The 24,685-nt window shown below is 61.7% G+C and carries 25 protein-coding genes; 16 read left to right on the top strand and 9 right to left on the bottom strand.

The features are described from left to right. Position 1 precedes the first annotated feature (1 nt). The 7 genes from P2W41_RS14530 to P2W41_RS14500 all read right to left on the bottom strand — a co-directional run bounded on the left by P2W41_RS14530 (position 2) and on the right by P2W41_RS14500 (position 7,641). A complete protein-coding gene (locus P2W41_RS14530; protein WP_292899494.1) occupies positions 2-877 on the bottom strand; it encodes an ABC transporter permease in 876 nt (291 codons plus the stop codon). Then, positions 877-1,905, bottom strand: coding sequence for an ABC transporter permease (locus P2W41_RS14525; protein ID WP_404933536.1), 1,029 nt, complete (start codon positions 1,903-1,905; stop codon positions 877-879). Before P2W41_RS14525 ends, P2W41_RS14530 begins: the two co-directional genes overlap by 1 nt. Positions 1,906-2,036: 131 nt before the next feature. After that, positions 2,037-3,938, bottom strand: a complete 1,902-nt coding sequence (locus P2W41_RS14520; RefSeq protein ID WP_404933535.1) for a response regulator transcription factor — start codon at positions 3,936-3,938, stop codon at positions 2,037-2,039. Positions 3,939-4,113: 175 nt separating this feature from the next. Beyond that, the gene (locus tag P2W41_RS14515; RefSeq protein WP_292899500.1) at positions 4,114-4,899 is read right to left on the bottom strand and encodes an ABC transporter permease; all 786 of its coding nucleotides are present in this window, start codon (positions 4,897-4,899) and stop codon (positions 4,114-4,116) included. After that, positions 4,899-5,693 carry an ABC transporter ATP-binding protein gene (locus tag P2W41_RS14510; RefSeq protein WP_292899501.1) on the bottom strand — a complete coding sequence of 265 codons (795 nt, stop codon included), beginning with the start codon at positions 5,691-5,693 and terminating at the stop codon, positions 4,899-4,901. Before P2W41_RS14510 ends, P2W41_RS14515 begins: the two co-directional genes overlap by 1 nt. Beyond that, on the bottom strand, positions 5,690-6,694 hold the full coding sequence (locus P2W41_RS14505; RefSeq protein WP_404933534.1) for an ABC transporter substrate-binding protein: 1,005 nt from the start codon (positions 6,692-6,694) through the stop codon (positions 5,690-5,692). The genes P2W41_RS14510 and P2W41_RS14505 overlap by 4 nt, the downstream gene beginning before the upstream one ends. A gap of 110 nt (positions 6,695-6,804) precedes the next feature. Then, the gene (locus P2W41_RS14500; protein ID WP_292899504.1) at positions 6,805-7,641 is read right to left on the bottom strand and encodes an IclR family transcriptional regulator; all 837 of its coding nucleotides are present in this window, start codon (positions 7,639-7,641) and stop codon (positions 6,805-6,807) included. Between the two features lie 68 nt (positions 7,642-7,709). Between P2W41_RS14500 and P2W41_RS14495 the strand changes: the two genes are divergently transcribed. Beyond that, positions 7,710-8,657, top strand: coding sequence for a cupin (locus P2W41_RS14495; RefSeq protein WP_404933533.1), 948 nt, complete (start codon positions 7,710-7,712; stop codon positions 8,655-8,657). A gap of 85 nt (positions 8,658-8,742) precedes the next feature. On the opposite strand, the gene P2W41_RS14490 is transcribed toward P2W41_RS14495, so the two are convergent. After that, positions 8,743-9,873, bottom strand: coding sequence for an FAD-dependent monooxygenase (locus tag P2W41_RS14490; RefSeq protein WP_292899508.1), 1,131 nt, complete (start codon positions 9,871-9,873; stop codon positions 8,743-8,745). A gap of 288 nt (positions 9,874-10,161) precedes the next feature. On the opposite strand from P2W41_RS14490, the gene P2W41_RS14485 reads away from it, so the two are divergent. The 15 genes from P2W41_RS14485 to P2W41_RS14415 all read left to right on the top strand — a co-directional run bounded on the left by P2W41_RS14485 (position 10,162) and on the right by P2W41_RS14415 (position 23,794). Continuing rightward, complete coding sequence (locus P2W41_RS14485) at positions 10,162-10,464, top strand: recombinase-like helix-turn-helix domain-containing protein (RefSeq protein WP_404933532.1); 303 nt, start codon at positions 10,162-10,164, stop codon at positions 10,462-10,464. Continuing rightward, positions 10,454-11,224 carry an ABC transporter ATP-binding protein gene (locus P2W41_RS14480; RefSeq protein ID WP_292899511.1) on the top strand — a complete coding sequence of 257 codons (771 nt, stop codon included), beginning with the start codon at positions 10,454-10,456 and terminating at the stop codon, positions 11,222-11,224. The genes P2W41_RS14485 and P2W41_RS14480 overlap by 11 nt, the downstream gene beginning before the upstream one ends. A 26-nt stretch (positions 11,225-11,250) precedes the next feature. Further along, positions 11,251-12,225 (top strand): ABC transporter substrate-binding protein, encoded by a 975-nt coding sequence (locus tag P2W41_RS14475; RefSeq protein WP_404933531.1) that lies wholly within the window; start codon positions 11,251-11,253, stop codon positions 12,223-12,225. Beyond that, on the top strand, positions 12,222-13,052 hold the full coding sequence (locus P2W41_RS14470; protein ID WP_292899515.1) for an ABC transporter permease: 831 nt from the start codon (positions 12,222-12,224) through the stop codon (positions 13,050-13,052). The genes P2W41_RS14475 and P2W41_RS14470 overlap by 4 nt, the downstream gene beginning before the upstream one ends. An 89-nt stretch (positions 13,053-13,141) precedes the next feature. Next, positions 13,142-14,173: a Rieske 2Fe-2S domain-containing protein gene (locus tag P2W41_RS14465; RefSeq protein WP_404933530.1), complete on the top strand. Its 1,032-nt coding sequence runs from the start codon at positions 13,142-13,144 to the stop codon at positions 14,171-14,173. Further along, a complete protein-coding gene (locus P2W41_RS14460) occupies positions 14,170-14,910 on the top strand; it encodes an SDR family oxidoreductase (protein ID WP_404933529.1) in 741 nt (246 codons plus the stop codon). The genes P2W41_RS14465 and P2W41_RS14460 overlap by 4 nt, the downstream gene beginning before the upstream one ends. Before the next feature lie 7 nt (positions 14,911-14,917). Further along, entirely contained in the window at positions 14,918-15,730 is an 813-nt protein-coding gene (locus P2W41_RS14455) for an alpha/beta fold hydrolase (RefSeq protein WP_404933528.1), read from the top strand. A 20-nt stretch (positions 15,731-15,750) separates the two neighbouring features. Continuing rightward, complete coding sequence (locus tag P2W41_RS14450; protein WP_404933527.1) at positions 15,751-16,677, top strand: VOC family protein; 927 nt, start codon at positions 15,751-15,753, stop codon at positions 16,675-16,677. Further along, positions 16,677-17,465 (top strand): SDR family oxidoreductase, encoded by a 789-nt coding sequence (locus P2W41_RS14445; RefSeq protein ID WP_292899525.1) that lies wholly within the window; start codon positions 16,677-16,679, stop codon positions 17,463-17,465. Before P2W41_RS14450 ends, P2W41_RS14445 begins: the two co-directional genes overlap by 1 nt. A 10-nt stretch (positions 17,466-17,475) precedes the next feature. Further along, the gene (locus tag P2W41_RS14440; protein WP_292899527.1) at positions 17,476-19,149 is read left to right on the top strand and encodes a thiamine pyrophosphate-binding protein; all 1,674 of its coding nucleotides are present in this window, start codon (positions 17,476-17,478) and stop codon (positions 19,147-19,149) included. Between the two features lie 3 nt (positions 19,150-19,152). Then, positions 19,153-19,977 carry an aspartate dehydrogenase gene (locus P2W41_RS14435; RefSeq protein ID WP_404933526.1) on the top strand — a complete coding sequence of 275 codons (825 nt, stop codon included), beginning with the start codon at positions 19,153-19,155 and terminating at the stop codon, positions 19,975-19,977. Positions 19,978-19,990: 13 nt separating this feature from the next. Further along, positions 19,991-21,484 (top strand): aldehyde dehydrogenase, encoded by a 1,494-nt coding sequence (locus P2W41_RS14430; protein WP_404933525.1) that lies wholly within the window; start codon positions 19,991-19,993, stop codon positions 21,482-21,484. Then, positions 21,481-22,731, top strand: a complete 1,251-nt coding sequence (locus P2W41_RS14425; protein ID WP_404933524.1) for an FAD-dependent oxidoreductase — start codon at positions 21,481-21,483, stop codon at positions 22,729-22,731. The genes P2W41_RS14430 and P2W41_RS14425 overlap by 4 nt, the downstream gene beginning before the upstream one ends. After that, the gene (locus P2W41_RS14420; protein ID WP_292899532.1) at positions 22,728-23,195 is read left to right on the top strand and encodes a flavodoxin domain-containing protein; all 468 of its coding nucleotides are present in this window, start codon (positions 22,728-22,730) and stop codon (positions 23,193-23,195) included. The genes P2W41_RS14425 and P2W41_RS14420 overlap by 4 nt, the downstream gene beginning before the upstream one ends. Beyond that, a complete protein-coding gene (locus tag P2W41_RS14415; RefSeq protein ID WP_404933523.1) occupies positions 23,195-23,794 on the top strand; it encodes a pentapeptide repeat-containing protein in 600 nt (199 codons plus the stop codon). Before P2W41_RS14420 ends, P2W41_RS14415 begins: the two co-directional genes overlap by 1 nt. On the opposite strand, the gene P2W41_RS14410 is transcribed toward P2W41_RS14415, so the two are convergent. Continuing rightward, positions 23,785-24,603, bottom strand: coding sequence for an IclR family transcriptional regulator (locus P2W41_RS14410; protein ID WP_404933522.1), 819 nt, complete (start codon positions 24,601-24,603; stop codon positions 23,785-23,787). The two genes, P2W41_RS14415 and P2W41_RS14410, sit on opposite strands and share 10 nt — an antisense overlap. Positions 24,604-24,685: the final 82 nt, after the last annotated feature.

The raw sequence follows: 24,685 nt of genomic DNA, 5'->3' as shown, positions 1-24,685 counted from the left end.
GTCAAACCTCCACGTCGAACATGTCGCGGAGCCCGTCGCCCAGCAGGTTGAAACCCAGGGTGGCGTAGAAGATGGCAAAGCCGGGTGCCAGAACGCCCCACCACATCTCCGGCAGGAACTGCCGACCGTCTGCCACCATGGATCCAAGGTCTGGCGTCGGTGGCTTGACCCCGAGGCCCAGGAAGGAGAGCGTCGCACCGAACAGGATGACGAAGGCGGCATCCAGGGTCGTCTTGACAGAGATGACGGAGATGCAGTTCGGCAGGATCTCGCGGGTCAGAATATGCCAGTGGCTTGCGCCGGCAAGCCGCGCCGCCTCGACAAAATCTTCAGCCGCGATCGACTTGGAAACGCGATAGACAAGACGCGCATGCCAGGTCCACCACAGAAGGGTGATGGCGATCATCGCGTTGACGAGATTGGGTTCAAGCACATTGCCGACCGCAAGCGCCATGACCAGCGGCGGGATGGCCAGCATGACATTGGTGAGCCCGGTGATGAGGCGCTCTGTCCAGCCGCCGAAGTAGCCGGCCGCCAGCCCCAGTGCTGCTCCAAGCGGAACCGCCACGGCAAGAACACCCACAACCAGAAGAAGGGAAACCCTGAACCCGAAAATGACCCGGGTGAGAATGTCACGTCCGACCTTGTCGGTGCCAAGCCAGTAGGTAAGGTCTGGTGCGGCGTGTCGCGCCCGGAAATTGACGGCCGCTCCCACATGTTCGGGATAGGGCACAATCAATGGTGCGAGGATCGCCAGCAGAATGACCGATAGCACCATGGCTGCGCCGATGATGGCGGTGGGATTGCGCGTGAAGCGGTACCACGCCATGTAGCGCGGTGTTAGAGCTTCGAGTTCAAGAGGCCTGCTGGAGGGCATCAGCGCGCCTCCTTCAGACGGAGACGCGGGTCAAGCATGAGCAGGATAATGTCGATAGCGATATTGGCGACGATGAAGAAAAGGCCTGACAAGAGGACAACGCCCATCACCGCATTGAGGTCCTTCTGGAGAATGGCGTTGAGACCATAGGAAGCAAAGCCACCCCATGAGAAGACGAGTTCGACCACGAAAGCGTTGCCGATCAGCGAGGCGAACTCCAGTCCCATAATCGTCAGCGGTGCGATGGAAGACAGTTTGAGGAGATAGCGGAAGACAATGACGCGATCGGGCACGCCGAAGGACTGCAGTGTCAGCACATGATCGCGTCGCTGGTTCTCGATCATTGCGGACCGCGTTATGCGCGTGATCTGGCCGATACCCGACATGGCGAGCGCAAGCGCGGGAAACAGAATGCGCTGAAGCGCGTCCAGGAACACATCGAAGCGTCCGTGAACAAGGGAATCCACCAAGAGCAGCCCTGTGGGCCCCGTGGGTGCGGCCAGCGAATGGTCGATCCGGCCGATGATCGGCCAGTCCGTGAGGAAGTATGCTGCGAAAAGCTGCAGAAGAATCGCGAAGAGGAAACTCGGCATGGTGACGCCGACGATCGAAAACAGCCGCCCCGTATTGTCGATCCAGGTGTTGCGATAGCGCGCGGTGATGACGCCAAGCGGAATGGCCAGCAACGCCATCAGGATGACGGTGACAAGGACAAGCTCCAGGGTCGCCGGAAGCAGGCTCGCGATTTCGGTGCTGACAGCCCGGCCAGAGATAAGCGAGCGGCCGAGGTCGCCCTGCAGCGCGTTGGTGGCGTAAGTTACGTATTGTTCGAGCAGAGGACGATCGAGCCCCATTTCGATACGCATCGCGTCGACCTGCTCTTGCGAGGCGCTCGGTCCGAGTGCGATGCGGGCGGGGTCGCCCGGCACTACGCGGGCGAGAACGAAAATCATCAGCGACAGAACAAACAGCACGCCGACGAAACCGGCAATGCGCTTGGCGAAGGTGTAGAGATAGTTCTCCTGCATGCAGCCTCGATCCCCGAACCGCCGCACCTGTATCGGTGCGATCTTTGTTCTGGTTATCCTGCGGCTGTGAGGCGTCCCGTCGCAACGCCTCAAGAGTCTAGGTTTTGATTAATATGGTATAGGTTTTTGCCTCAGAGCCAGCCAAGTGATCGCGCTGCTGCGACCGCTTCAGAACGCCGCCGACAGCCCATCTTTCGGTAGGTATTGGTGAGGTGAAACTTGACGGTCACCTCTGAAAGCCGCAGTTGCCGCGCGACGAATTTGTTGGTGCCGCCTTCGGCCACAAGTCGCAAAACGCGTAGTTCCTGCGCGGTGAGCACCGTGGATTTGGCTTCACGCCCAGGAGAAAACCCGTGGAGTTTTCGTAGTGTCGCGCGTCGTTCGGCGGTCGATACCACTTGTGACCCCACCCGCTTGTCATCGACGAGTGCGTCCACCAGGCTTATGTCGCCGAGCAGGTGGGTGATGACACCGATGCGGGCCAGTTCGTCCAGAAGCTCTGCAAACAGGTGACGGGCCCGGGTCATGTCGCGGTGAACCCGTGCCAGGTAGGCGGCCCAAAGCCGCAACCGGCCCCTGTCTCTCTCGCCAATATGTTCATTGCGCAGCAGCGCTTCGATCTGGGCACGCAGCAGAGGCCTTCGGGGAAGGTGTTGAATGAGATGGCGCAACCATGCCATGGCTAGTTCGATTTCGATGGGGTCGACCAGGCGCGAGAGTGCTTCTTCTGCCGTTTCCACCCAAGTCAGGTTGATGCGCGACTGCACGGCCATGAGCCGGTCGGCGGCGGCTTGCCAGCGATTGGCGTTCTGCAGAAGCTCGACCTCGCGCATGGTGATCGCCGTGTTGAAGCGGCGGGAACGCCATTCCTGTACGCGCCATTTGTCGAGAAAACTGATCGCCGCGCCAAGCCCCACCTGGCGGCTGACCACCTGCGAGCAATAGACAAGCGCAAGCTCGACCACCGCGGGCCAGATTTCTCCATAGGCAAACTTGTCAAACTCTTCGGCCACGAAGCGGACCAGATATTCGGCGTCGCCCTTCTCGTAGGCCAGAACGCCTTCCAGCAAGGACATAAGCCGACGATCGGCAGGGACGTCGAAGGGCACGCGCTCAAGGGCCTTCCGCGCTGCCTGCACGCGCAGTTCCGCCTCTGAGAGCATGCCGCGTTGCAGCGAAAAGACGACACAATGCAGTTCGATGTAGAAGACGAGCAGATGGGCCTGTGCCTGCTGATAGTGATAAAGCGCGCGCTTGGCGATCTCCTCGGCCTCGTTCAGTTCCCGCCGCTGCAGGCAGACCGCGAGCATTGCGTTGTAGAAACTGCCGCGATGCAGATGATCGTCAATCGGCAGTTCGGCGAGCATGTCGAACAGCTTTTCGCGGAGCTGATTGGAGATGGGTTGATCTTCATAGATCGCCATCAGGAACCGGAACTGCCGTACTGCCAGCGGGTAGCGCCCCCGCGCGGAGATGACAGCTTCGAGACTGTGCATTTCGTTGCCGAAATGCTGGGCCATGAGATAGCGTGCATGGGTGACGTTGCCAGCCTTGAGCGCGTGCATGGCAAGCGCCATGGTCAATGTTTCTTCGGTGTCCACCATGGCCCTGGGAAATCGGTTCAGGACGTCGAGACAGGCGTCGTTTCCATGGAAGTGGATGAAGTAGATGCCACCATTTTCCTCAAACAGTGTCAGCGCACGCTGGTGGTCCCCAATCTCCTGAGCGGCGACAATCTGCGTTACGGGATCGTCCATGGACGATGTCCCGCATTCCTCCTGCGCCAGGGCGCTCGACAAGTGGTCAACCGCGCTTCGCCTTGCCACAAGTGTGTTTTCTTCCTGGTGGTAGTGGATTGTGCGGGGAAGCCGTCCGGCCAGTCTGCGGGCCGCGCCACGCTCATGGCTCCCGACCAAAAGAGTGCACAGTTCAGAGCCTTCACTGCTGCTATGCAGACGAAGCAGAAGCGCCCGCTCGTCCCGGGGAAGCAGGTCAACAAGATCGGCAAGAAGGTCGGGCAGCGGCGAACGCATGGGAAGCGGTATAGCGCTGCAAGGGGAATTTCACAAAGCCGTTATGGGCATAGGAAAAGTCCGCTGCCGGAGGTCTTGGTGAGGAACGGCTGGCCACCGGACCACGGTGGAGGGCACCCGCAGGCGTGAAAGGGTCGGACTTTCACGAATGCGAGCCTGTGCGAAACCGTTGCGGCTAGGCGTCCCGGGTTTTGCCTGCCACGGAAGCATGCCAAGGGGTCAGCCAGCCACGCAACTGGGCGATCAGCGTGTAGAGCGTTAGCCCGATCAGCGTCAGGAGCACGATGACGGCGAAGAGGCCGGGGACCTGAAGCTCCTGGAGCATGGCGACAGCGAGATAACCGAGGCCCTCATTGCCACCGATGAATTCGCCGACAATGGCGCCGATCATGGACATCACCACCGCCACTTCCATGCCGGCCAGAACCACGGGCAGGGCAGTGGGAAGGTCGAGCATGGTGAAGCGCTGGATCGGATTTGCCTGCAGCATGACGAACACGTCGCGGTCACCCGGTTCAACGGAGCGGAAGGCGACAAGCGCGTTGGAGAAGACCGGGAAAAAGGAAAGTGCCGCGGCGATGACGATTTTCGATTCCAGCCCGAAGCCGAACCACAGGATGAAAAGTGGAGCGAGCGCGATCTTTGGAATGAGCTGGAGGCACACGATGAAGGGTTTGAAGGCCCATTCGAGCATCTGCACACGCGCCATCGCCATGCCGAGCGTGATGCCCAGAAAGACGGCGATCAAAAAGCCTGAAACCGCTTCGATGACAGTCACCATCGCATGACGCCAGACCTCGGCATCGCTCACGAGCTCGATAAAGGCGACGACGATCTGAAAGGGCGTCGGCAGAATGAAGGCCGAAACCTCGGCGGTGCGGACATAAACCGTCCATGCGATCAGAAAGAGTGCTACCGTCGCAACAGGAAGTGCGACGCGGATCAAACGGTCGGTGCCCATCAGTGGTCTCCTGTCAGACTGGCGCGAAGGCGCAGGAGCATGTCCTGGAATTCGGCGTTGCGTTGCAGATCGAGCGTGCGCGGGCGCTCGAAGGGCATCTCGACCACTTCGGTAATCCGCGCCGGACGGGCCGCAAGCACCACGACGCGGTCAGAAAGAAAGGCCGCTTCCGTGATGGAGTGTGTGACCAGGATGGTCGTGACATTTGCCTTCGCGCAGACCGACATCAGCTCCATGTTGAGCGTGTCGCGCGTCATGGCATCCAGCGCGCCGAAGGGTTCATCAAGCAACAGAACCTGAGGCTCGGTGATCAGGGCACGGGCGAGTGAGGCCCGCTGGCGCATGCCGCCGGAGAGCGCGGAAGGGCGAACTTTCTCGAAGCCCTTGAGGCCAACGGTTTCGCAAAGGACATGGGCGCGCTCTTCCCGCTCTGCCTTGCTGACGCCGCGCAACCGCAGCGGCAGGGCAACATTTTCCGCGACCGTGAACCACGGAAAAAGCCGCGCTTCCTGAAACATCATGGAGATCGGGCGGGTGGCTTCCGCAGAGCGTTTGCCATTTTCCCAGACGGAGCGGTTTCGGACGATGATCTCGCCCTCGCTCGGCCGCTCCAGGCCGGCGATGATGCGCAGAAGCGTGGTCTTGCCGCAGCCCGATGGGCCGAGCAGGGAGATAAAGTCCCCCCGCTGCATGTCGAGCGTGGCATCGCCGATGGCGCGGACAGCGCTTTCGCCCTGTCCGAAGGTCTTGCCGACACCCAGAATGCGGATGTCGGCGGTATTTGCGGTGGTCATGCTTTGAGGGCCTGGTCCAGGAGCTCGTTGGTATAAAGCTCCGTGGCCGGGACCTTCCTGTCGATCAGCTTTGCATCGGCCAGCAGCCCGACGGCCTTTTCCCAGACCTCCGGTACATTGCGCAGAATATTGTCATTGCCCTTGGAAGCCCAGTTCTCCGCGTTGGTACGCAGATCCTTCTGTGCCGTCTCGAGATTGTTCAGGCCGGTGACCTCGTGCTTTTCGCCGATGGTCCTGAGAATGGGCTGCAGATCCCCGGTCGTGACGATCTCGCTGGCTGCGCGATGGGTCGCACGCAGAAAGGCGACGAACTTCTTCGGGTTTTCCGCGATCTGATCGGGACGCGCCACATAGACCTGGCCGGGCATGCCATCGTCGATCGGCATGACGTTCACATCATCCCTTGCCGAACTGGCGATGATCATCGAGGACGTGTTGCCGAGGAAGGCACCGGCGCGACCGGCCTCGATCAGGGCAAAGGAAGCAGCCGAGTCCGCGACCTTGACCTTCTCCACCGTGTCGGGCGAGACACCGGCACCGGACATCATCAGATCGAGCGTGCCTTCCATGGAACCGCCGAGCGATGCCATGCCGACTGTCCGGCCTTCCAGATCACTGATTTCGTTCACCGGATTGTCCGTGGAGGAAAGAACAAAGAAGGGGGAGCGCTGCGCGATGGTGGCGATGGAAATCAGCGGTGCATCATTGTTGACGCGCGAAACGATGTAGTTGGTGCCACCGGTACGGCCCGAATCCATCTGCCCGGCAATGGTCATCTGCGCGGCAAGTGCCGCACCCTTGCCAGCCTGAAGGTTCATGGAAAGACCCTCTTCGGCGTAGTAGCCCGCAGCATCCGCATAAATGACCGGCGCGAACGCAAGCGAAAGCGAAAAGGGTGTAATAAAGTTGAAGGTCTCTTCGGTGTGTCCCTTGATGGGGAACGAGAGCATCGCTGCACTCCCCATCGCTCCGAGCATCAGGTTTCGTCTTGTCAGTTTCATTTTATGCGCCCCTCTGTTCAAATTTGAACTCAGTGTTCAATTAAGTCTAATCGTAAATCGGCGGCTCTGGCAAGAGCGGTTTGGCTAGCCGGATAACAAGCGTTTGGGGGTCATGTGTCCGTGATTGGGGAAGAAGGTTTTGGCAAACCTCCCAAAAGGCGCGTTATGGCATCTGCCGTGCGTTCGACCTCGTGCCGGACTGTTTCATCGATGCTGTCGACCCGGTCGGCCGATGCTGCCTGAGTGGCGTTTATGGCAGCAACGACATTGCCCTCAATGTCGCGCACGGGCGCGGCGATGCTAACGATGCCGGTCTCGAAATTGCCGATCTGAACAATCGACCGCGCATTCCGGTCACGCTTCCACTGTGCGGTCACCTCACTCAGACTGCGCGGCGTCTGGCCTGGCGCATTCTGGTAGGTCTCGTCGCGAAAGAGCCGGATCAGCTCTTCCTCGCTGAGATCCGCGAGCAGGACGCGGCCCATCGTGGTGCCGGCGGCAGGCAGGCGACTGCCGACATGAACAATGCTGGCAAGCCCCATATGGCTGGGCACGCGCAGCATGTAGAGCACGAAGCGACCATCGCGCACGCCCAGATGCGCCGACCAGTCGGTCGCGTCGCGGAGTTTTTCGAGCTCGGGCAGGGCCACCTCCACCAGCTCGCGCGTTGCCAGATACCCATAGCCCAGCCGGAGAACGGCGGGCCCAAGCGTGTAGCGTGCGGTTTGCTGATTGTGCAGGAGGTATCCCTGGTGCGTCAGCGTGTAGACCGTCCGAAAGGCCGCCGAGCGGGTGGTGCCGAGCTGGCGGGCGATGTCCGAAAGCGTCATTTCTCGGTTATTGGGGGTGAAGGCCTGCAAGACCTGAAGGCCGCGGATCAGGCCGGGGACAATGTATTTGTCGTCGGAGAGTACAGTGTCTCGGGAAGGTGTGGGTGTTTTATCCATAAAACGCTGTCTAGCAGGTAAAACACTCTTGTCCTAGCCTGCGGTCAACTCACAGGAGAGGAAAACCGATGACCATACACACCACTGCTGCTTCGGCGCTTGCTCAGGAACTTGCCGCCCATACGGGACGTTTCACCGACAAGACGTTTGACTGGAATGCCTTTCCGTCGAACGCAGGTTTTGATGATCTGGCGCGTGCGCAGATGCGCTATATCGGCGCCGGCGGCTCGCCGAAAGTGGGCGACACATCGACCCTGAAGCCGGATCATTTCACGCTGAGCCTGATCCACAAAGAGCCCGGCAAATATGCAGCCTGCCATAGCCATGAGATCGAAGAGAGCTTTCTCATCATTGATGGTGTTCTGGTGGTTGGCTGGGAGAAGGATGGCGAGGTGGTCGAGGTCAAGCTTGGCGCCAGGGACATGATCCTCAACGCCCGTGAGATCGGCCATGGCTTCCGCAACGACGGCGTGGTGCCGGTGCTGATGTCGATTTCGGTCGATGTGGGCAAGCCGCTGCCGCCGGTCTATCACTATCATCCCAAGGAGCATCCGGCGGAGCTGGCGCGCAGCTTCGGCGCCGAGCCCGGCAAGACGCTCCCCTTCGATCGCAATGGCAGCCACCCGCTGCAGAAGCTGATGGCGCAGTATGTGGTGCGCCACAGCGAACTGCCAACGATCTGGGAGAAGGCGGGTTTTACCCGCAAGGTTTATGTGGGCGAGGGCGGCATCCAGCATGACACATGCCGCAAGGAAATGCTTGGCATACCCTCCAAGGTTGGCATCAAGCCGATCGTGCGCGACGTAGAGGACGCCTATCTGCTTCTTGAAGGATCGCTCATTGTCGGCTGGGAAGAAAATGGCGAGACCGTGGAGGTGGAGCTCGGCCCGCGCGATCTGGTCAAAACGCCGGCCGGTCGCAAGCACTGGTTCCGCAACAACGCCGCAGCGCCTGCCACGGTGTGGTCGGTTATCGGTTCGTCGAAGCCCGACGGGATTGTCTACGAAGCGGCGTAGGATCACCAGTCGCGAGATATGAAAATGCCCCCGGCTTCGGCAAGCCGGGGGCATTTTATATTGCGGTCATTGTTGTCGGCAGCACTCAGGCCATTTCGACAATCTCGACCGCCCACGCATTGTAACCATAGACCCAGTCGGCATTCGTGCCCTGTTTCAACCAGTCATTGGCGAGCGATCCGCGCTGGACCTCGGATGTGCGTGGTATGCGGGCGGTTTCGTAGCGCCGCAGGGCTTCAGGTATGGAGGCCGGGGTGGCGCCTTCGAGCGCCCGGGCCAGAACGACCGCGTCCTCGATTGCCATGCAGGCACCCTGCGCCATGAAGGGCACCATTGGGTGAGCGGCATCGCCCAGAAGTGTGATCGTGTCTCGGGACCAGCGCTCCATGGGGTCGCGCACATGCAGCGCTGAACGGGTCACGGTTTCGCAAGCGTCGAGCAGGGCACGCGCCTCGGGATGAAAATCCGCATAAGCGTCGCGCAGCTCCTGAATGGCTCCGGGCAGGGTCCAGCCTTCCTCAGTCCAGTCATCCTGCGGTGTGGTGGCAAAGACGAAGATCTCAGTCCCCAGATTGAGCGGAAAGGTGACGATCTGGCGATCTGGTGTCGGGCCCCACCATTTGGTGAAGGAATCGAGATTGGGAATGCCTTCACCGCGCTCGCGCGGGAACACGGCCCGGTAGGACACCAGACCGGTGAAGCGTGGATGATCCTCGCCGAAGAGCGCGAGACGGACGGCCGAATGGATGCCATCCGCGCCGATCAGGAGGTCGGCCTCGAACCGCGTTCCGTCCGTCAGGATTGCCACGGCTCCATTGTTGGTCTCTTCGGCTCCGGCGACCTGCGCGGCAAAACGGATCGTGTCTGGAGCAAGTGCGCCTTCGAGTGCGGCAAGAAGGTCCGCGCGGTGAATGGTCAATTGCGGCGCGCCATAGCGTTCTTCGGCTGCCGTGCTCATGGGAAGGCGAGAGGTCTCCTCGCCGCTATCCCAGATGCGGCTGATGCGGTATTCAGGGCGCGCTGCCGTCTTGCGCAAGACGTCGCCAATCCCAAGCCCGTCGAGCGCATGCACCGCGTTAGGCGTAAGGTTGACGTCGGCGCCGATGCGTCCGAAGGCGCGGGCGCGCTCGAAAATCGTGACGTCGTGCCCCTGTTTTTGCAGCGCGATTGCCGTTGCCATTCCACCGACGCCGCCACCGGCTATGCCGATCTTCATCCAGCTCACTCCCGATATGTTCAAATAAGAACTTATAGTTCAATAAATAACGGTATTCCCTGTGGTGTGCGGTGTCAACGCGGAGCTCTCCCCTGGCGCAGCACAAAGCCTTGCGCAGAGCCCTGCCACGCGGTCCTTGCCGGTCGATCAGTGGGAAGGAGAACCGAAGATGAAACGCTTTCCAGCGGCCAGTGCCGCTCATGAAGGGGCAGTTGACAAGGGCTGCGGGATTCGTCATTCTAATTTTGAACAATGTGTTCTTATTTGAACATGATGCGGGAGAATGAGATGGACGCCTTTAAAGATCGCCTGTCACAGCGTGCCTTCGACACGGGGCGTCCCGGGCTGGAGCATCAATGCCGGGGGCGTGAGCTGGATGAACGCGAGAACGCGCTCGCCGACGCCCTGATGGCGATTTACGCGACCGGCGAGCACGACTTTTCCGCCGTGGCACAGCAACTGGCCGAAAAGGGCGTGGTTGCGCCACGCTCCGGAAGAACAGACTGGACGAAAGAGCTGCTTAACGAAGAGCTCGTGGCGACGAACAGGGAACTGGACGCGGCATACGAGGCTCACGGCTATGGCGCTTGAGTTTCGCTCTGTCACCAAGGAGTTCACCACCGGAGCGGGGCAGAACCTTGTTGCCGTTAACGATATCGGTTTCCGGGTGAACGAGGGCGAATTCGTTTCCGTGGTAGGCCCCTCCGGTTGCGGCAAGAGCACGATCCTGAGCATGACCGCCGGCCTCTACCAGCCGACGCGCGGTGAGGTTCTGGTCAGTGACGAACCTGTCAGCGGCCCCAATGCGCATGTGGGCTTCATGTTGCAGAAAGATCTGCTTCTGCCCTGGCGGGACATTGTCTCGAATGTCGAGTTCGGTCTGGAGGCACGGGGTGTCGCGCGGTCGGAGCGTCGCGACCGGGCCATGGCGGAGCTGAAGCGCTGTCATCTGGCGGGCTTCGAGAACCATTTTCCATACCAGCTCTCCGGCGGCATGCGTCAGCGTGCGGCGCTGGCACGGACGCTGGCGATCAAGCCGGAAATCGTCCTGCTCGATGAGCCCTTTTCCGCGCTCGACGCGCAGACCAAGCTCCTGCTGCAAAACAGCTTTGCCCGAACGATCTCCGAGACCGGCAAGACGACGCTTCTGATCACCCACGATCTGGCCGAGGCGGTTTTGATGTCTGACCGTATTCTCGTCCTGTCCGAACGCCCCGGCACGGTCGTGGCGGAGATCAAGGTCGATCTGCCGCATCGCGACGAGCCGCTGCAGCGCCGCGTCATGCCCGAAGTCAGCGACTACGCGGCGCAGATATTCAAGCATCTGAAGCTGGAAGAAAAAGCCATCTGATTGGCCACAAACAAAGGGGAATTCCGATGAAACGCATGCTCAAATCGGCGCTTGCCGCTGCCATTCTGACGGCCTCGGCCGTGAGTGCGATCGCTGCCGAAAAAGTGACTTATCTCTTCCCGGCACCTGACTTCCTGCCGGCTTTTGCACCGTTCCAGCTCGCCAAGAGCAAAGGCTATTTCGGCGATGCTGGCCTTGATGTGACTTTTCAGGTGGGCAAGGGCGGCGCCGATGTGGCCACCCAGGTCGCGGTCGGCAATGCAGATCTTGGCGGAGGCATTGGCGACACGCCGATCATCGTGCGCGCCAACGGGCTCGACATTCGTGGCGTTGCCCTGCTCGGCGGGCGCGGCCTGACGCAGCTCGCCTGGCGCAAGGACAGCGGCATCACCGGTCCTGCAGATCTTAAGGGCAAGTCGATCGGCGTTCTCGCCTTCCAGGACACCACTTATTACAACCTGCTTGGCGTGCTGGCTTCGGTCGAGTTGAGCAAGGCGGATGCTGATATCCAGGCGGTCGGCCCGGGCGGCATCATTCAGTTGACCATTGCCGGAAAGCTGCACGCCATGTCCGGTGTGCCGGAATGGATTGCCGCCATCGAGGCAGCAGGCGTCGAGATGGAGCAAATGCCGGTCGACGAGGTCTTCCCGGCCATGGCGCAGGCCATCATTGCCTCCGACAAGACCATCAAGGAACGTCCCGAGGTGGTGCGCGGCTTCGTCGGTGCCGTTCTGAAGGCGGTTGCCGATATTTCTGCCGATCCGGCACAGGCGGCAAAGGACTATGTCGCCGCCGTTCCGCAGCATGCGGGCAAGGAAGCCGAGATCGAGGGCATTCTGCGCTCCTATGCCACGCTGGTTTATCCCGAAGGCGAGAACCAGCCGCTCGGGGCATTCGATCCGACACGCATCGGCAAGGTGCAGGCATTCTATGTCGACAATGGCATCGTCCAGACCGCCGTTCCGATCGATGATCTTTATACGAACGAATTCGTCCAATGACACAGGTCGGTTCGATGGAGACCGGGGCGAAAGCCCCGGCCGAGGTGGCAAAACCCGTTATGAGTTCGCAGAGTAAGACATATCTGGCCAGTCTGGCGCTTCTGGTGCTCGTTTTGCTCGCCTGGCAGTTCCTGCCACCGGCGCTCGGGGTGCCGAAATTCATCATCCCGACGGTGACGGACTGCCTCATCGAGATGAAGCGCATGCTGCTTCAGGAAGGGTTGGTGGGCCACACGCTCTCGACGGCGCTCTATACGGTTCTCGGCTTTGCCATCGGAAGCCTGCTTGGTGCGGTGATCGGCTATCTGCTCGGCATGTCGGAGTTCTGGGAGAAGGTGCTTTCGCCCTACATCCTGGCGCTTCAGATCGCCCCGAAGGTTGCCTTCGCGCCGCTGTTCATCATGTGGTTCGGCTACAACGCCATGCCGAAGCTTCTGGTGACCGTGTTGATCGTGTTCTTTCCCGTTCTGGTCAATGTGCTGCAGGCCATGCGCACGGTCGACCGTGATCTGGTCAATCTGGCACGTGCCTACAACCTTTCCCGCTGGGGCATTTTCATGAAGGTCGAGATGCCATCGACCCTGCCCAATCTGATGGCCGGGCTCCGGATCGCATCCACGCTTGCGGTGATCGGTGTGACGGTTGGCGAACTGGTGGGCGGAAACACCGGGCTCGGCTTCCTGATTTCCTACGGCGGCGGACAGGCGAATGCGGCGATGGTCTTCAACGCCATCGTGCTTCTGACCGTGATCGGCTTCCTGCTCTACACGGTGCTCGTGCGGATCGAGGAACGGGTGCTGCACTATCTGCCGAAAGCCCAGCATTAGACCGGCGCAAGACAGTGGCCCGAAGCTGGCTTTGAACAAACAAGACCACCGGAGGCGGGAGGCTTCCGGGATCCAGTACGGAGACGGACATGACAGGCATCGACAAGAAATCGCTGATCGAGGAGCGGGTGAACACCGGTCTGCATGGCCAGTGGTACCCGGTGGCCAAATCGGTGGAGGTCAAGGCGAGCAGACCCTATGGAACACGCGTGCTCGGCAACAGGATTGTCCTGTGGCGCGATGCGGAGAACCGGCTGCGCTGCGTGGAGGATTTCTGCCCACATCGCGGCGCGCCGCTCTCCTACGGCGAAATTCACGAGGGCAATATCGGCTGCCGGTATCATGGTGTTGTCGTGAATGGCGAGGGTGTGGTGGTGCGCGTTCCCGCCATGCCCGAATGCGCGCTGGAAGGGCGCAAGGCGCTTAAATCCTTCGAGGTCGCGGAAGCTGGCGATGCCGTATTCGTCTACATACCCTCCGCAGAACAGCCCGAAGCGCCGCCGCTGGCGCTGCCGAAAGAGCTGACCGATGAGGCCTGGACGGGCTTTCTGTGCACCGGCGAGTGGAAGACCAACTACCGCTACGCGCTCGACAATCTCGCAGACCCGATGCATGGCTGCTACCTGCATGCGGAAAGCTTCACGCTTGCCTTCGGCTCCAAGCAGGACCTGATGAAGCTCGACAAGACCGACACGGGCTTCCGGGTCAGCCGCGTCGGCCAGGTCGGCGAGAATTTCGACTGGACAGAGTTCGAGGTTCATCCCGGCTCGATGTTCTGTTTCCTTGAAATCCCCTATCCGCCGGCAGCCGGTCCGGGCGGCGTGTTCCGCATCATCGGCTTTGTCACGCCCGTCGATGCCACCACCTGCAAGGTCTTCTTCTGGCGCATGCGCAAGGTCTCGGGGCTTGCCCGCGAAAGCTGGCGCTTCCTTTATCGGGCACGCCTGGAAAAGACCCACTGGGACGTGCTCGAGCAGGACCGGGTGATGCTGGAGGGCATGCCCGACGACGCACGCAAGCGGGAAATGCTCTATCAGCACGATCTCGGCGTCTCCCGCGTCAGGCAGATCCTGACCCGCGCGGCCAAGAGCCAAATCGAAGCCGAGATGGCGGCCGAATGATGCTTGGGGGACGCACCATACTGGTGACGGGAGCCGCACGCGGGCTTGGCGCCGAGATTGCCAGATGCCTGGCGAAACACGGTGCGGATCTCGTGCTTGCCGACATCGCCGAGGAGGAGGGCCGCGCGGTCGCGAAAGAGACGAGCGCGCGCTTTATCCCGCTCGATCTTGGCGAGCCGGCATCGATCGAGGCGGCGGCAAAGGCGTTGGGCGAGGCGAATGGCGGCACCCTGCACGGGCTCGTCAACAACGGCGCCATCGCGACGGGCATTGGCGGCATCCCCTTCGATGAAATCGACATCGAAAGCTGGGACCGGGTGATGCAGGTCAATGTGCGCGGCACTTGGCTGATGACACGTGCGGTCGCGCCGCTTTTGAAGGCTGCGGGCTCAGGCCGGATCGTGAATGTCGCGTCTGACACGGCGCTCTGGGGCGCGCCGCGCCTGATGTCCTATGTCGCCAGCAAGGGAGCCATGATGTCAATGACGCGGTCGCTGGCGCGCGAACTCGGTTCCGACCGTATCGGCGTGACGGCGGTTGCCCCGGGCATCCTGACGACGGAATCCACGGACTACGTGCCGGAAGCCCGCCACCGGCTTTATGCCGAGGGCAGGGCGGTGCCCGGAGCACAGGCCCCGGGCGAGATCACGGAAACCATTGCCTTTCTGCTCAGCGAGGGCGCGCTCGCGCTCACCGGGCAGGTCCTGCCGGTCAACAATGGTTTTGTCTTCAATTGAGGCGGTCATGACGTTCAAAGAGCACATATCCGGCAATATCGCCTATCTCGAGCGCCCCGGTGCGGGCGGTCCGACGCTGGTGATGCTGCACGGGGTCGGCTCCAATGCGGCCTCTTTCGTGCCGCTCCTGCCGCATCTGTCGCGCGACTGGCGCATCGTCGCCTGGAACGCGCCCGGCTATTGCGGATCGTCACCGCTCGATGCCGAATGGCCGCTGGCGAGCGATTATGCCGAAGCGCTGAAGGTGTTTCTCGACCGGCTGGAGCTGGAGCGGGTCATTCTTGCCGGCCACTCGCTCGGCTGCCTGATGGCGGCGTCCTTCGCGAGCACGCACCGCGACCGCGTTGCCCATCTTCTTTTGAGTTCGCCCGCGCTCGGCCATGGCGTCCCGCGGGGTGCCACGCTGAGTGCTGCCGCTCAGGCGCGCATTGACGACCTTGAGGCACTGGGCGCGGAGAAATTCGCCGCGCTGCGTGCGCCGCGGCTGGTCTTCGAGCCTGAAGCCAACACCGACATCGTGGACCGTGTGCGCCATGGCATGGCGCAGGTGAGCGTGCCGGGCTACCCGCAGGCAGCGCGCATGCTGGCGTCCGGCCGTCTTCTGGATGATGCGGAGCGCCTGCAGGTGCCGACAGACGTCATCGTCGGTGCGGAGGATGTCGTGACGCCGCCCGATTCTGCCCGCCGTGCCCATGCGGCGTTGCGCCAGCCATGGCGTGGTGCGCTCACGCTGGTGCCGGGTGCCGGGCACGCCCTTTACCAACAGTCGCCCGCCGCCTTTGCAGCGGCGCTGGACGCGTTTGCGGAAACAGCCGGCTGAAGCCGGCAGGAGGAACGAGCATGGCAGATACAGTTCGCGTCGGCAGCCTTCGGGGCATCATGATGCGCGGGCCTGGCATCACCGGCACGCTGCCGTTTTATGAGGATATGTGGGGGCTAAGCCTCGCCCACAGGGAAGACGGCGTGGCGCTTCTGCGTGGCACCGGCAGCGAGCCATTCCTTTATGGACTGAAGGATGGGCCGGTCTACGGCATCGAATATGTGCATTTCGCGATGCCCGATCGGGCATCGATGGACGCGCTCCACGCCCAGGTCATCGAGCGCGGTGGTGTGGTGCTTGGTGAGCCGGGACCATTCGACGATTATGCCGGTGGCTATGGTTTCGAGATGCTCGATCCGGACAACAGGCGCCTTCGGTTCCGCACCGATGCGCTGAGCCTTGACGAGGAACCCGAATGGGCCAAGCCGCGCAAGGTGAGCCATGTGGTGCTGAACACTCCGGACATGGAAGGCGTTCAGGAATTCTATACCCATGTTCTGGGTTTCCGCGTGTCTGATTACTCTGCCGACCAGATGGTCTTCCTGCGGTGTAATTCGGATCACCATTCCATCGCGCTGGTGCGCGGCAATTATGCAAGCGTCAATCACGTCGCGTTTGAAATGCCCTCGATCGACGAGTTCATGCGCGGCATCGGCCGCATGAAACAGAAGGGCCATGTGCCGACCTGGGGGCCGGGGCGGCATGGGCCGGGCAACAACCCCTTCGCCTATTTTGTCTCGCCCTCGGGCTTTGTCATCGAGTTCACCTCCGAGCTGCAGCAGATCGATGAGGAAACGCACGAAGCGCAGGTCTGGCCACGCGACAAGCCGGAAGCGATGGACCGCTGGATGACGGCGGGCCCCCCGACACCTGCCCAACGCGCAGTTATGCAGGGCAGGCCCGATCCCGGCTTCCCCGAACTCGCACCAGCCGGGGGTGATGTCTGATGCACTACGGATATGACGGCAAAGTCGCGGTTGTCACCGGCGGTTCGTCCGGGATCGGTCTGGCAACGGTGGAAACACTGCTTCAGTCGGGCGCGAGCGTGGCATTCTGCGCCCGTACCGAAAGCCGCTTGAACGACGTGGCCGCGGTTCTCATTCGCGATCACGGCGAAGAACGCGTGATGGCGCAGGCCTTTTCGGTTCTCGAACCGGAGGCGGTAAAGGATTTCGCCAGGGTGGTGGAAGACCGCTTTGGTGGCTGTGACCTTCTGGTCAACAACGCCGGGCAGGGACGCATTTCCACCTTTGAAGACACATCGGACGATGACTGGCGCGCCGAATACGAACTCAAGCTCTTCAGCCAGATCCATCCAACCCGCGCCTTCCTGCCGATGCTGCGCCGCGCAAAGGGTGCCATCGTCGCGGTCAACTCGCTTCTGGCCTACCAGCCCGAGCCGCACATGGTCTGCACCTCTTCGGCGCGTGCCGGGGTGCAGAACCTCGTCAAATCGCTGAGCGTTGAACTGGCTCCCGATGTTCGGGTCAACTCGATCCTGCTTGGGCTCGTAGGTTCCGGCCAGTGGTCGCGCCGCTTTGCAGAACGCGAGGACCAGAGCCAGAGCCGCGCCGAATGGTACGGCGCGCTGGCGGCCAAGAAGGGCATTCCGCTCGGCCGTCTCGGCAATCCGGCGGAAGCGGCCGCCGCCATCGCTTTTCTCGGTTCGCCTGCGGCGAGCTACATCACAGGCGCCCAGCTCGAAGTTTCGGGCGGCCTGTCTCGCTACATTTGAAGGATACGGGATGAAACTCGAGACAATCACAGCCACCGAGACGGTCGGGGATCTCATTGCCCGCTATCTCGCAGAGATCGGCGTTACCACGGTGTTCGGGGTCATCTCCATTCACAACATGCCGATCCTTGACGCCATCGCGCGGCAGCAGCGCATCCGGTTCGTGCCGGCGCGCGGCGAGGCGGGCGCCATGAACATGGCCGATGCCTATGCGCGTGTTTCGGGAGAGCTGGGTGTCTGCCTGACCTCCACCGGCACCGCTGCCGGCAATGCGGCGGGCGCACAGGCCGAAGCCCTGACCGCCGGTTCGCGTGTTCTGCATATCACGACGCAGGTCGATCTGGAATTCGCCGACCGTGACCGTGCTGCCATCCACGATGTCCCGCGCCAGCCGGAAATGCTGCGTGGCGTTTCCAAGGCGGTGTTCCGCATGTGGGACGCCAACGGCGCAGTAGGCGCGTTGACCGCCGCGGTTTCGGCAGCACTTTCGGCTCCGAGCGGGCCGGTCAGTCTGGAAATACCGGTCGACGTTCAAAGATCGGTAGCCTGCTCAACAGCACGCATCCACAAACCGCAGCCGATCCGACCGGTGGCGCCCGACAGCGTGATTGACGAGATTGCCGAGCTGGTGAAGGCGGCAAAGCGCCCGCTTCTGTGGCTTGGCGGTGGTGCCAGCGAAGCCGGCAGGGAGGCAACCGAGCTGATGCGTCGCGGTTTTGGCATCGTTACCTCGACCAATGGCCGCGCCATCGTTTCGGAAGCGGAACCAGCGAGCCTGGGCGCCTTCAACATGACGCCGGAGGCCGTCGAGCTATATCAAAGCTGTGATCTGATGATCGTGGTGGGCTCGCGCCTTCGCGGCAATGAAACGCGCAACAACAAGATGCCGCTGCCCCGGCCACTGGTGCAGATCGACGCTGACGCGTCCCAGGGCGGGCGCAACTATCCGGTCGAAGTGTTTGCCCATGGCGACGCCGCAGATACGCTGGCGCGCCTGCTTGAGCGCCTGCCGGACACGCTCGACACCGACACCAACCTATCCTTCGATATCGCCCGCACACGGGCACAGGCCGAAGGCCGGATGCGCGATGTGCTTGGACCCTACCGGGTTGTGGCCGACACGCTGGCTGACCGGGTGTTCACCAATGGCCATGCCTGGGTACGGGACGTCACCATCTCCAACTCCACCTTCGGCAACCGCTATGTGCGCATTGCCGCACCCAATCTCGGCGTTCACGCGCTGGGTGGCGGCATTGGCCAGGGCGTCGCCATGGGCGTCGGGGCAGCGGTTGCCTCCAGGGGGGCGAAGGCGATCACGCTTCTGGGCGACGGCGGAACCATGCTCGGTCTGTCCGAGATGATCACCGCGGTCGAAGAGAATGCGCCGCTCGTCTATCTCCTGATGAACGACAAGGCCTATGGCGTGATCCAGAACATCCAGGACGCACAGTATGACAGCCGCCGCCATTATTCGGCACTGGCGACGCCGGACTTTGCCGGGTTCTGCAAGTCGATCGGCATGCCCCACCGGGTGATTAGCGATGTCGCAGACTTCCCTGCCGCCTTTGATGAAGCTGTCGCCGCTGAAGGGCCGCAGCTCATCGAGATCGATATGTGCGCCATTGGCCCCTTCAACGAAGCCTTTGCCGGCCCGCCGGCGGGTGCTGCAGGCAAGGAGGCGTAGGGAATGAGGCTCGGACTGATCGGCTTTGGCAACATTGCCGGGACGCTGTTTGATTTGCTGGCGAAAACGCTCGATACCCCGCTCGCTCATCTGTGCGTGGTAACGCGACCGGAGTTTGCCGCTGAAACGGAGGTGCGTCTGCGGGCGGATTTTGGTTCCCTGGCAAAGGACATTTCCGTTGCCGGTGATGCCGAAGCGCTGCTCGCCAAAAAGCCGCATCTGGTTGTGGAGTGTGCCGGTCATGCGGCCGTGGTGGCACATGTGCCGCCGGTTTTGCGCGCTGGCACGGATGTGATCATCGTGTCCATCGGCGCGCTATCCGATGCGGCGCTCGAGGCCGATCTTCGGGCGGCAGCCAGCGCCGGCGGCGCACGTCTCATTCTGCCGGCCGGTGCGGTTGGCGGTATCGATCTGCTCTCTGCTCTGGGAGCGGCAGGCGGGCTTGAGGTGCGCTATCGCGGCTCCAAACCGCCGCACGCCTGGAGCGGGACACCCGCCGAAAACACCGTCGATCTGGCGAACCTGACCAAAGCAACCACATTCTTCACGGGCAATGCCCGTGAAGCCGCACGCGATTTTCCTAAGAATGCGAATGTCGCCGCGACGCTGGCACTGGCGGGAGCCGGGTTCGAGGCGACGCATGTGGAGCTGGTCGCCGATCCCTCCGCACCGGGCAATGTGCACGAATATTCGGTCGTTTCACCGCTGGCGAAATACTCGATGCGGATCGAGAACCTGCCATCGGCCGGCAATGCCAAGACATCCGTTTCAACGGTCTACAGCGTTTTGCGCGAGATCCGGAACCGGATCGGTCCGGTGGCGATCTGAGAGGGAAACAAAGATGATCGAACTGCCGCAGAACAGGCTCTTCGTCGGTGGAGAATGGGAAGAGGGAAGCGGTGTCGAAATCACCTCGATCTTCCCGGCCGACGGGAGCGTCAACCGCGTGCTTCGCGGTGCAAGCATCGCCGACGGAGAGCGTGCCATCGAACGCGCGAAGAAGGCGCAGGCAGATCCTGCCTGGCGCAATCTCAAACCGCATGAGCGGGCGCGCTTTCTCTACGCCATAGCCGACGGGATCGAGGCGAATGCAGAGCGTATCTCCCATATCCAGAGCCGTGATACGGGCAAGACCCTGCGGGAGACGGGGGCGCTGGCGGCTTCCGCCGCCGGTACATTCCGCTATTTCGGCGCGGTGCTGGAGAGTTCTGATGAAGCACTGACGGTCCAGCGCGGCGACGCGCTGACCATGTCGGTTCATGAACCGCTCGGTCTTGTGGGCGCGATCACGCCATGGAACTCGCCGATTGCCTCTGATGCGCAAAAGGTCGCTCCGGCGCTGGCTGCCGGAAACGCGGTGCTCTTGAAGCCGGCCTCCTGGTCGCCGCTCGTCTCGCTGGAACTGGCGCGGATCGTCGAGGCGTCGGGCTTGCCGAAGGGGCTGTTCTCGGTGCTGCCGGGCTCGGGACGAGAGATCGGAAATCTTCTGGTAGAACACCCCGACATTGCCAAGATCAGCTTCACTGGTGGCACGGCGACGGGACGTGCGCTTGCCGTGAAGGCAGCACAGAAACTGATGCCGGTGTCGCTGGAGCTTGGCGGAAAGTCTCCGACCATTGTCTTCGCCGATGCCGATATAGAGCAGGCGCTCGCCGGCGTTCTGTTCGGCATCTTTTCGTCAACGGGCCAGAGTTGCATTGCCGGCGCGCGCCTCTTCGTCGAGCGGCCGATTTATGATCAGTTCGTCGAGCGCCTTGTCGCGGCGACAGGGCGTCTGAAGGTGGGACATCCCTTCGAGGCTGAGACACAGGTTGCGCCGATGGTCCATTTCGATCATCGCGACAGCGTCGCGGAGCATGTCAGAAGGGCGGTCGAGGAGGGAGCCGAACTCCTGACGGGCGGCAAAGCGCCCGAAGGCGAGGTTTTCGACAAGGGTGCATATTATCTGCCCACCATTCTTGCCGGCGTCGACAACACGGCGCGCATCTGCCGTGAAGAGGTATTCGGGCCGGTTCTCGTAGTCCTGCCGTTTGACAGCGAGGAAGACGTCATAGCGCAGGCCAACGATAATGAATATGGTCTGGCGTGCGGCCTGTGGACGCGCGATTTCCCGAAAAGCTGGCGTGTCGGCAATGCCATCGGAGCGGGCACGGTCTGGATCAACACTTACAAGCAGTTTTCAATCTCCACGCCCTTCGGTGGTGAGAAGGAAAGCGGCATGGGGCGCGAGAAGGGTCGCGACGGCATTCGCGCCTATATGGCCCAAAAGTCCTTCTACACTGACCTTTCAGGCGCGCCGCATCCCTGGGCGGCAGCCATGGTGAAAGAACAATGAGCCGGGCGGTCGCCATTGTCGGGTCAGGTCCGTCCGGCTGCTATCTGGCGCAGGCGCTCCTGAAGGCGGAGCCGGATCTCAGCGTCGATCTGATCGACCGTCTACCCGTGCCCTACGGCCTCGTGCGCTATGGCGTGGCGGCCGATCATCAGGGCACCAAGGGGGTGATCCGGCAGTTTGAACGCCTGTTCGAGCGACAGGGGGCAGGGTTCATCGGAAATGTCACTATCGGCGAAGATGTCAGCCTCGATGAGCTGCGCACGGCCTACGATGCCGTGGTACTCGCTGCCGGCCTGTCTGCCGATCGCGCGCTTGGTATTCCCGGCGAAACGCTCAAGGGGGTCCATCGTGCCGGTCGCCTGACACGCGCGCTTTATGAACATCCCGATGCCGAGCCTCTCCCCGAACTGGGGTCGCGCGTGGTCATCATGGGCAATGGCAATGTTGCCATCGATATTCTGCGCCTCCTTGCCAAGACCCCGGAAGAACTGGCGGGCTCCGATCTTGGTGCCCGACCGACCGCCTGGCTTGCCGGTTCTGCAATCGAGGAGATTGAGATTGTCGGTCGTTCGCCGGCAGCAGCGGCAAAGTTCGATCCCGTCATGATCAAGGAACTGGCTAAGCTTGAGGGTGTGCGCATTCGCGTTATCGATGCGGGCGAGGGCGACGATCCGGAGGCGGCAAAGAAGCTCGCAGCCCTAGAAGCGATTGACGGTCATGGTTCCGGCCCGCGTCGTATCACGTTCCGATTTGGTCTCACGCCAGTCGAGCTTTCGGGCATCGATGGTGATCTGAAGGAAGCGCAGTTCGAGGACGGGCAGGGTAACAGGGTGTCCCTGCAATGCAGCGCCTTTATCACCGCCATTGGTTTCAGCGCCCAGGAAGGCTTGCCACGCGATGCGTTGATTGGCGCGGCGAAGGATGGTGCACTCGGGGTTCTCGATACGGGGCTTTACGCGACGGGCTGGTTCCGCCGCGGCCCGCGCGGAACGATCCCGGACAACCGTGCTGATGCGCAGCGTCTGGCAGAGCGCATCCTTGCGGATTTACAGGCGGGAGATGGATCGCCTGCAAAACCCGGTCGGAGCGCCTTTCCGGACTGGGCGGATGCGGTTGACTATCAGGGCTGGAAACGTATTGACGCGGCTGAACTCGCTGCGGCCCCGGAAAACCGTTGCCGCGCCAAGATTGCCTCGCGCGACGCCATGCTGGCGCTCGCCACTCATCAAGAGGAGCCTCAACAATGAACATCACGGTTCTTTACGGCACCGAGACCGGCAATGCCGAAATGCTGGCCGAGGACGTCATGGCCGAGCTTGAAGGCGAGCATGATGTCGAGTGCAGCAATCTATCGGACTTTGCGCCGGATGCCTTCGATGCCAGGCGGCTGTACCTGATCGTCTGCTCGTCCTATGGCGACGGCGAACTGCCGGCCTCGGCCCAGCCCTTTGCCGACGCCCTGCAGGCAAACATGCCGGATCTGACGGGGGTTCATTTCGGCATTTTCGGTCTCGGTGACACTGAGTACGAAGAGACGTTCGGCTTCGGCAGCAAGACGCTCTCCGAACTTCTGAGTGCAAGGGGGGCAGTGCAGATTGGCGAGCGCATCACGCATGATGCCTCCGGTAGCGACATGGCCGAGGATCTGGCGTTTCCCTGGGCAGCGCAAATCGTGGCGCTGGCTGAGGAAAAAATCGGCGAGACCGTGTGATGAAGGCCGCCGAAATTCGGGCGCTGGTCTGCACACCATGGCGTCATGGGGATTGCGTCGATCTCACGGGCGTCATCTGTGAGGGCCCGCTTGATCTTGCCGGCTGCGACGTCACTGGCGTGAATTTCACGGGTGCCTTCTTTCCGGACGGGTTCGATGCGACAGGCGCGCGCTTTCTTGGCGTCAGCTGGTTCAGCCACAGCCAGTTCGGCAGGGCGGCCAGCTTCGTGGAGTCGGTATTCACCAATGATGCGCGGTTCGATCAGGCAGTCTTTTCCGGGAAGACGTCATTCGAAGGCGCCGAGTTCCGCGGCATCGCCCGGTTCGACTGCGGTGATTTTGTGGCGGGGGCGAATTTTCGCAGCGTTGCGTGCTACGGAAACTTCTCGCTACAAGGCGTATGGATGCGCAAACAGGCGAATTTTCAGGGAGCCGAATGGCTGGGTGGCTTGTGGTGCGAGGCAGCGCAACTGCCCGAGGACACCGACTTTGCTGATACCCAGGTACACGGCCGCTTGTGGCTGCGGCATGCACTCCTCGGCGAAAGGCCGCTGCAAAGCAGCGCCTTTCCGCTTTCGTATGGATACACCTACAATTGATCGGCTGACCAGCCGCGATAGCCCAAAGCTTCTGACATGGAACGGGCAACGGTCTTGAGTTCCTGCTCGATTTTTCCTGCGTGGGGGCCGTTCTCATCAAAGATACTGGCGTGACCGGTCACATTGATGGCGCCGACGGCGCGTGCCTGATGGTCGTGGATCGCGACGGCGGCGGACCCGATCTCGCGTTCAAAGTTTGCAACGCTCCACGCAATTCCACGGGCCCGGTCCGCCTGTAGTTGCTGTTCCAGATCGGCGAGCGTCGTGCGTGTCTTGGTTGTGAAGGATTCCATCGTCTGACCGGCATATAAGGACCGGAGTGAAGCAGTCGGCAGTTCCGCCAGCAGTATACGGCCGATCGTCGTTGCATGCGCAGGCAACCGCGTTCCCTCGCGCACCGTACTGGCGAGGTGGGAATTTGGTGTTTCACGCGCCAGGTAGACGATCTCGCGCCCCTCAAGAACGCCAAGGTGGGCCGACAGGTTAAGTGAATCGACGAGTTGCTTCAGGAAAGGCCGCGCCACATGCAGGATGCTGCGCTCGTTCAACGCTTCCGAGGCGAGGGCGATCAGGCCGGTCCCGAGACGGTACCCGCCATCATCAGCAATAGGTTCGATGATGCTTTCGGCCTCGAGTGTTGCAAGGAGCCGAATGAGCGTCGTTCGGTTGATGTTGAGCGCCTTTGCCGCACTGCTGATGTTGCGGCACCGGTTGCCTGCCGCGATATAGCGAAGCAGCGCAATTGCTCGGGTTACCGGGGGAACCACATAAAGGGGTTCTTTTGTTTCATTTTTATGCTCTTCTGCCACCTATGGCCCCGCTGAATCGGTCTTATTTGCTCACAGTTATCATATTTGAACAGATTCCAGTAGCAGGCTGGCTTAATGGATG

Origin of the sequence: Nitratireductor sp. L15S-10 (assembly GCF_045011005.1) — a bacterium.
Lineage (GTDB): Bacteria > Pseudomonadota > Alphaproteobacteria > Rhizobiales > Rhizobiaceae > Nitratireductor.
The sequence above is the reverse complement of the archived record's forward strand: the minus strand, read 5'-3'. Positions and strand labels throughout refer to the sequence as shown.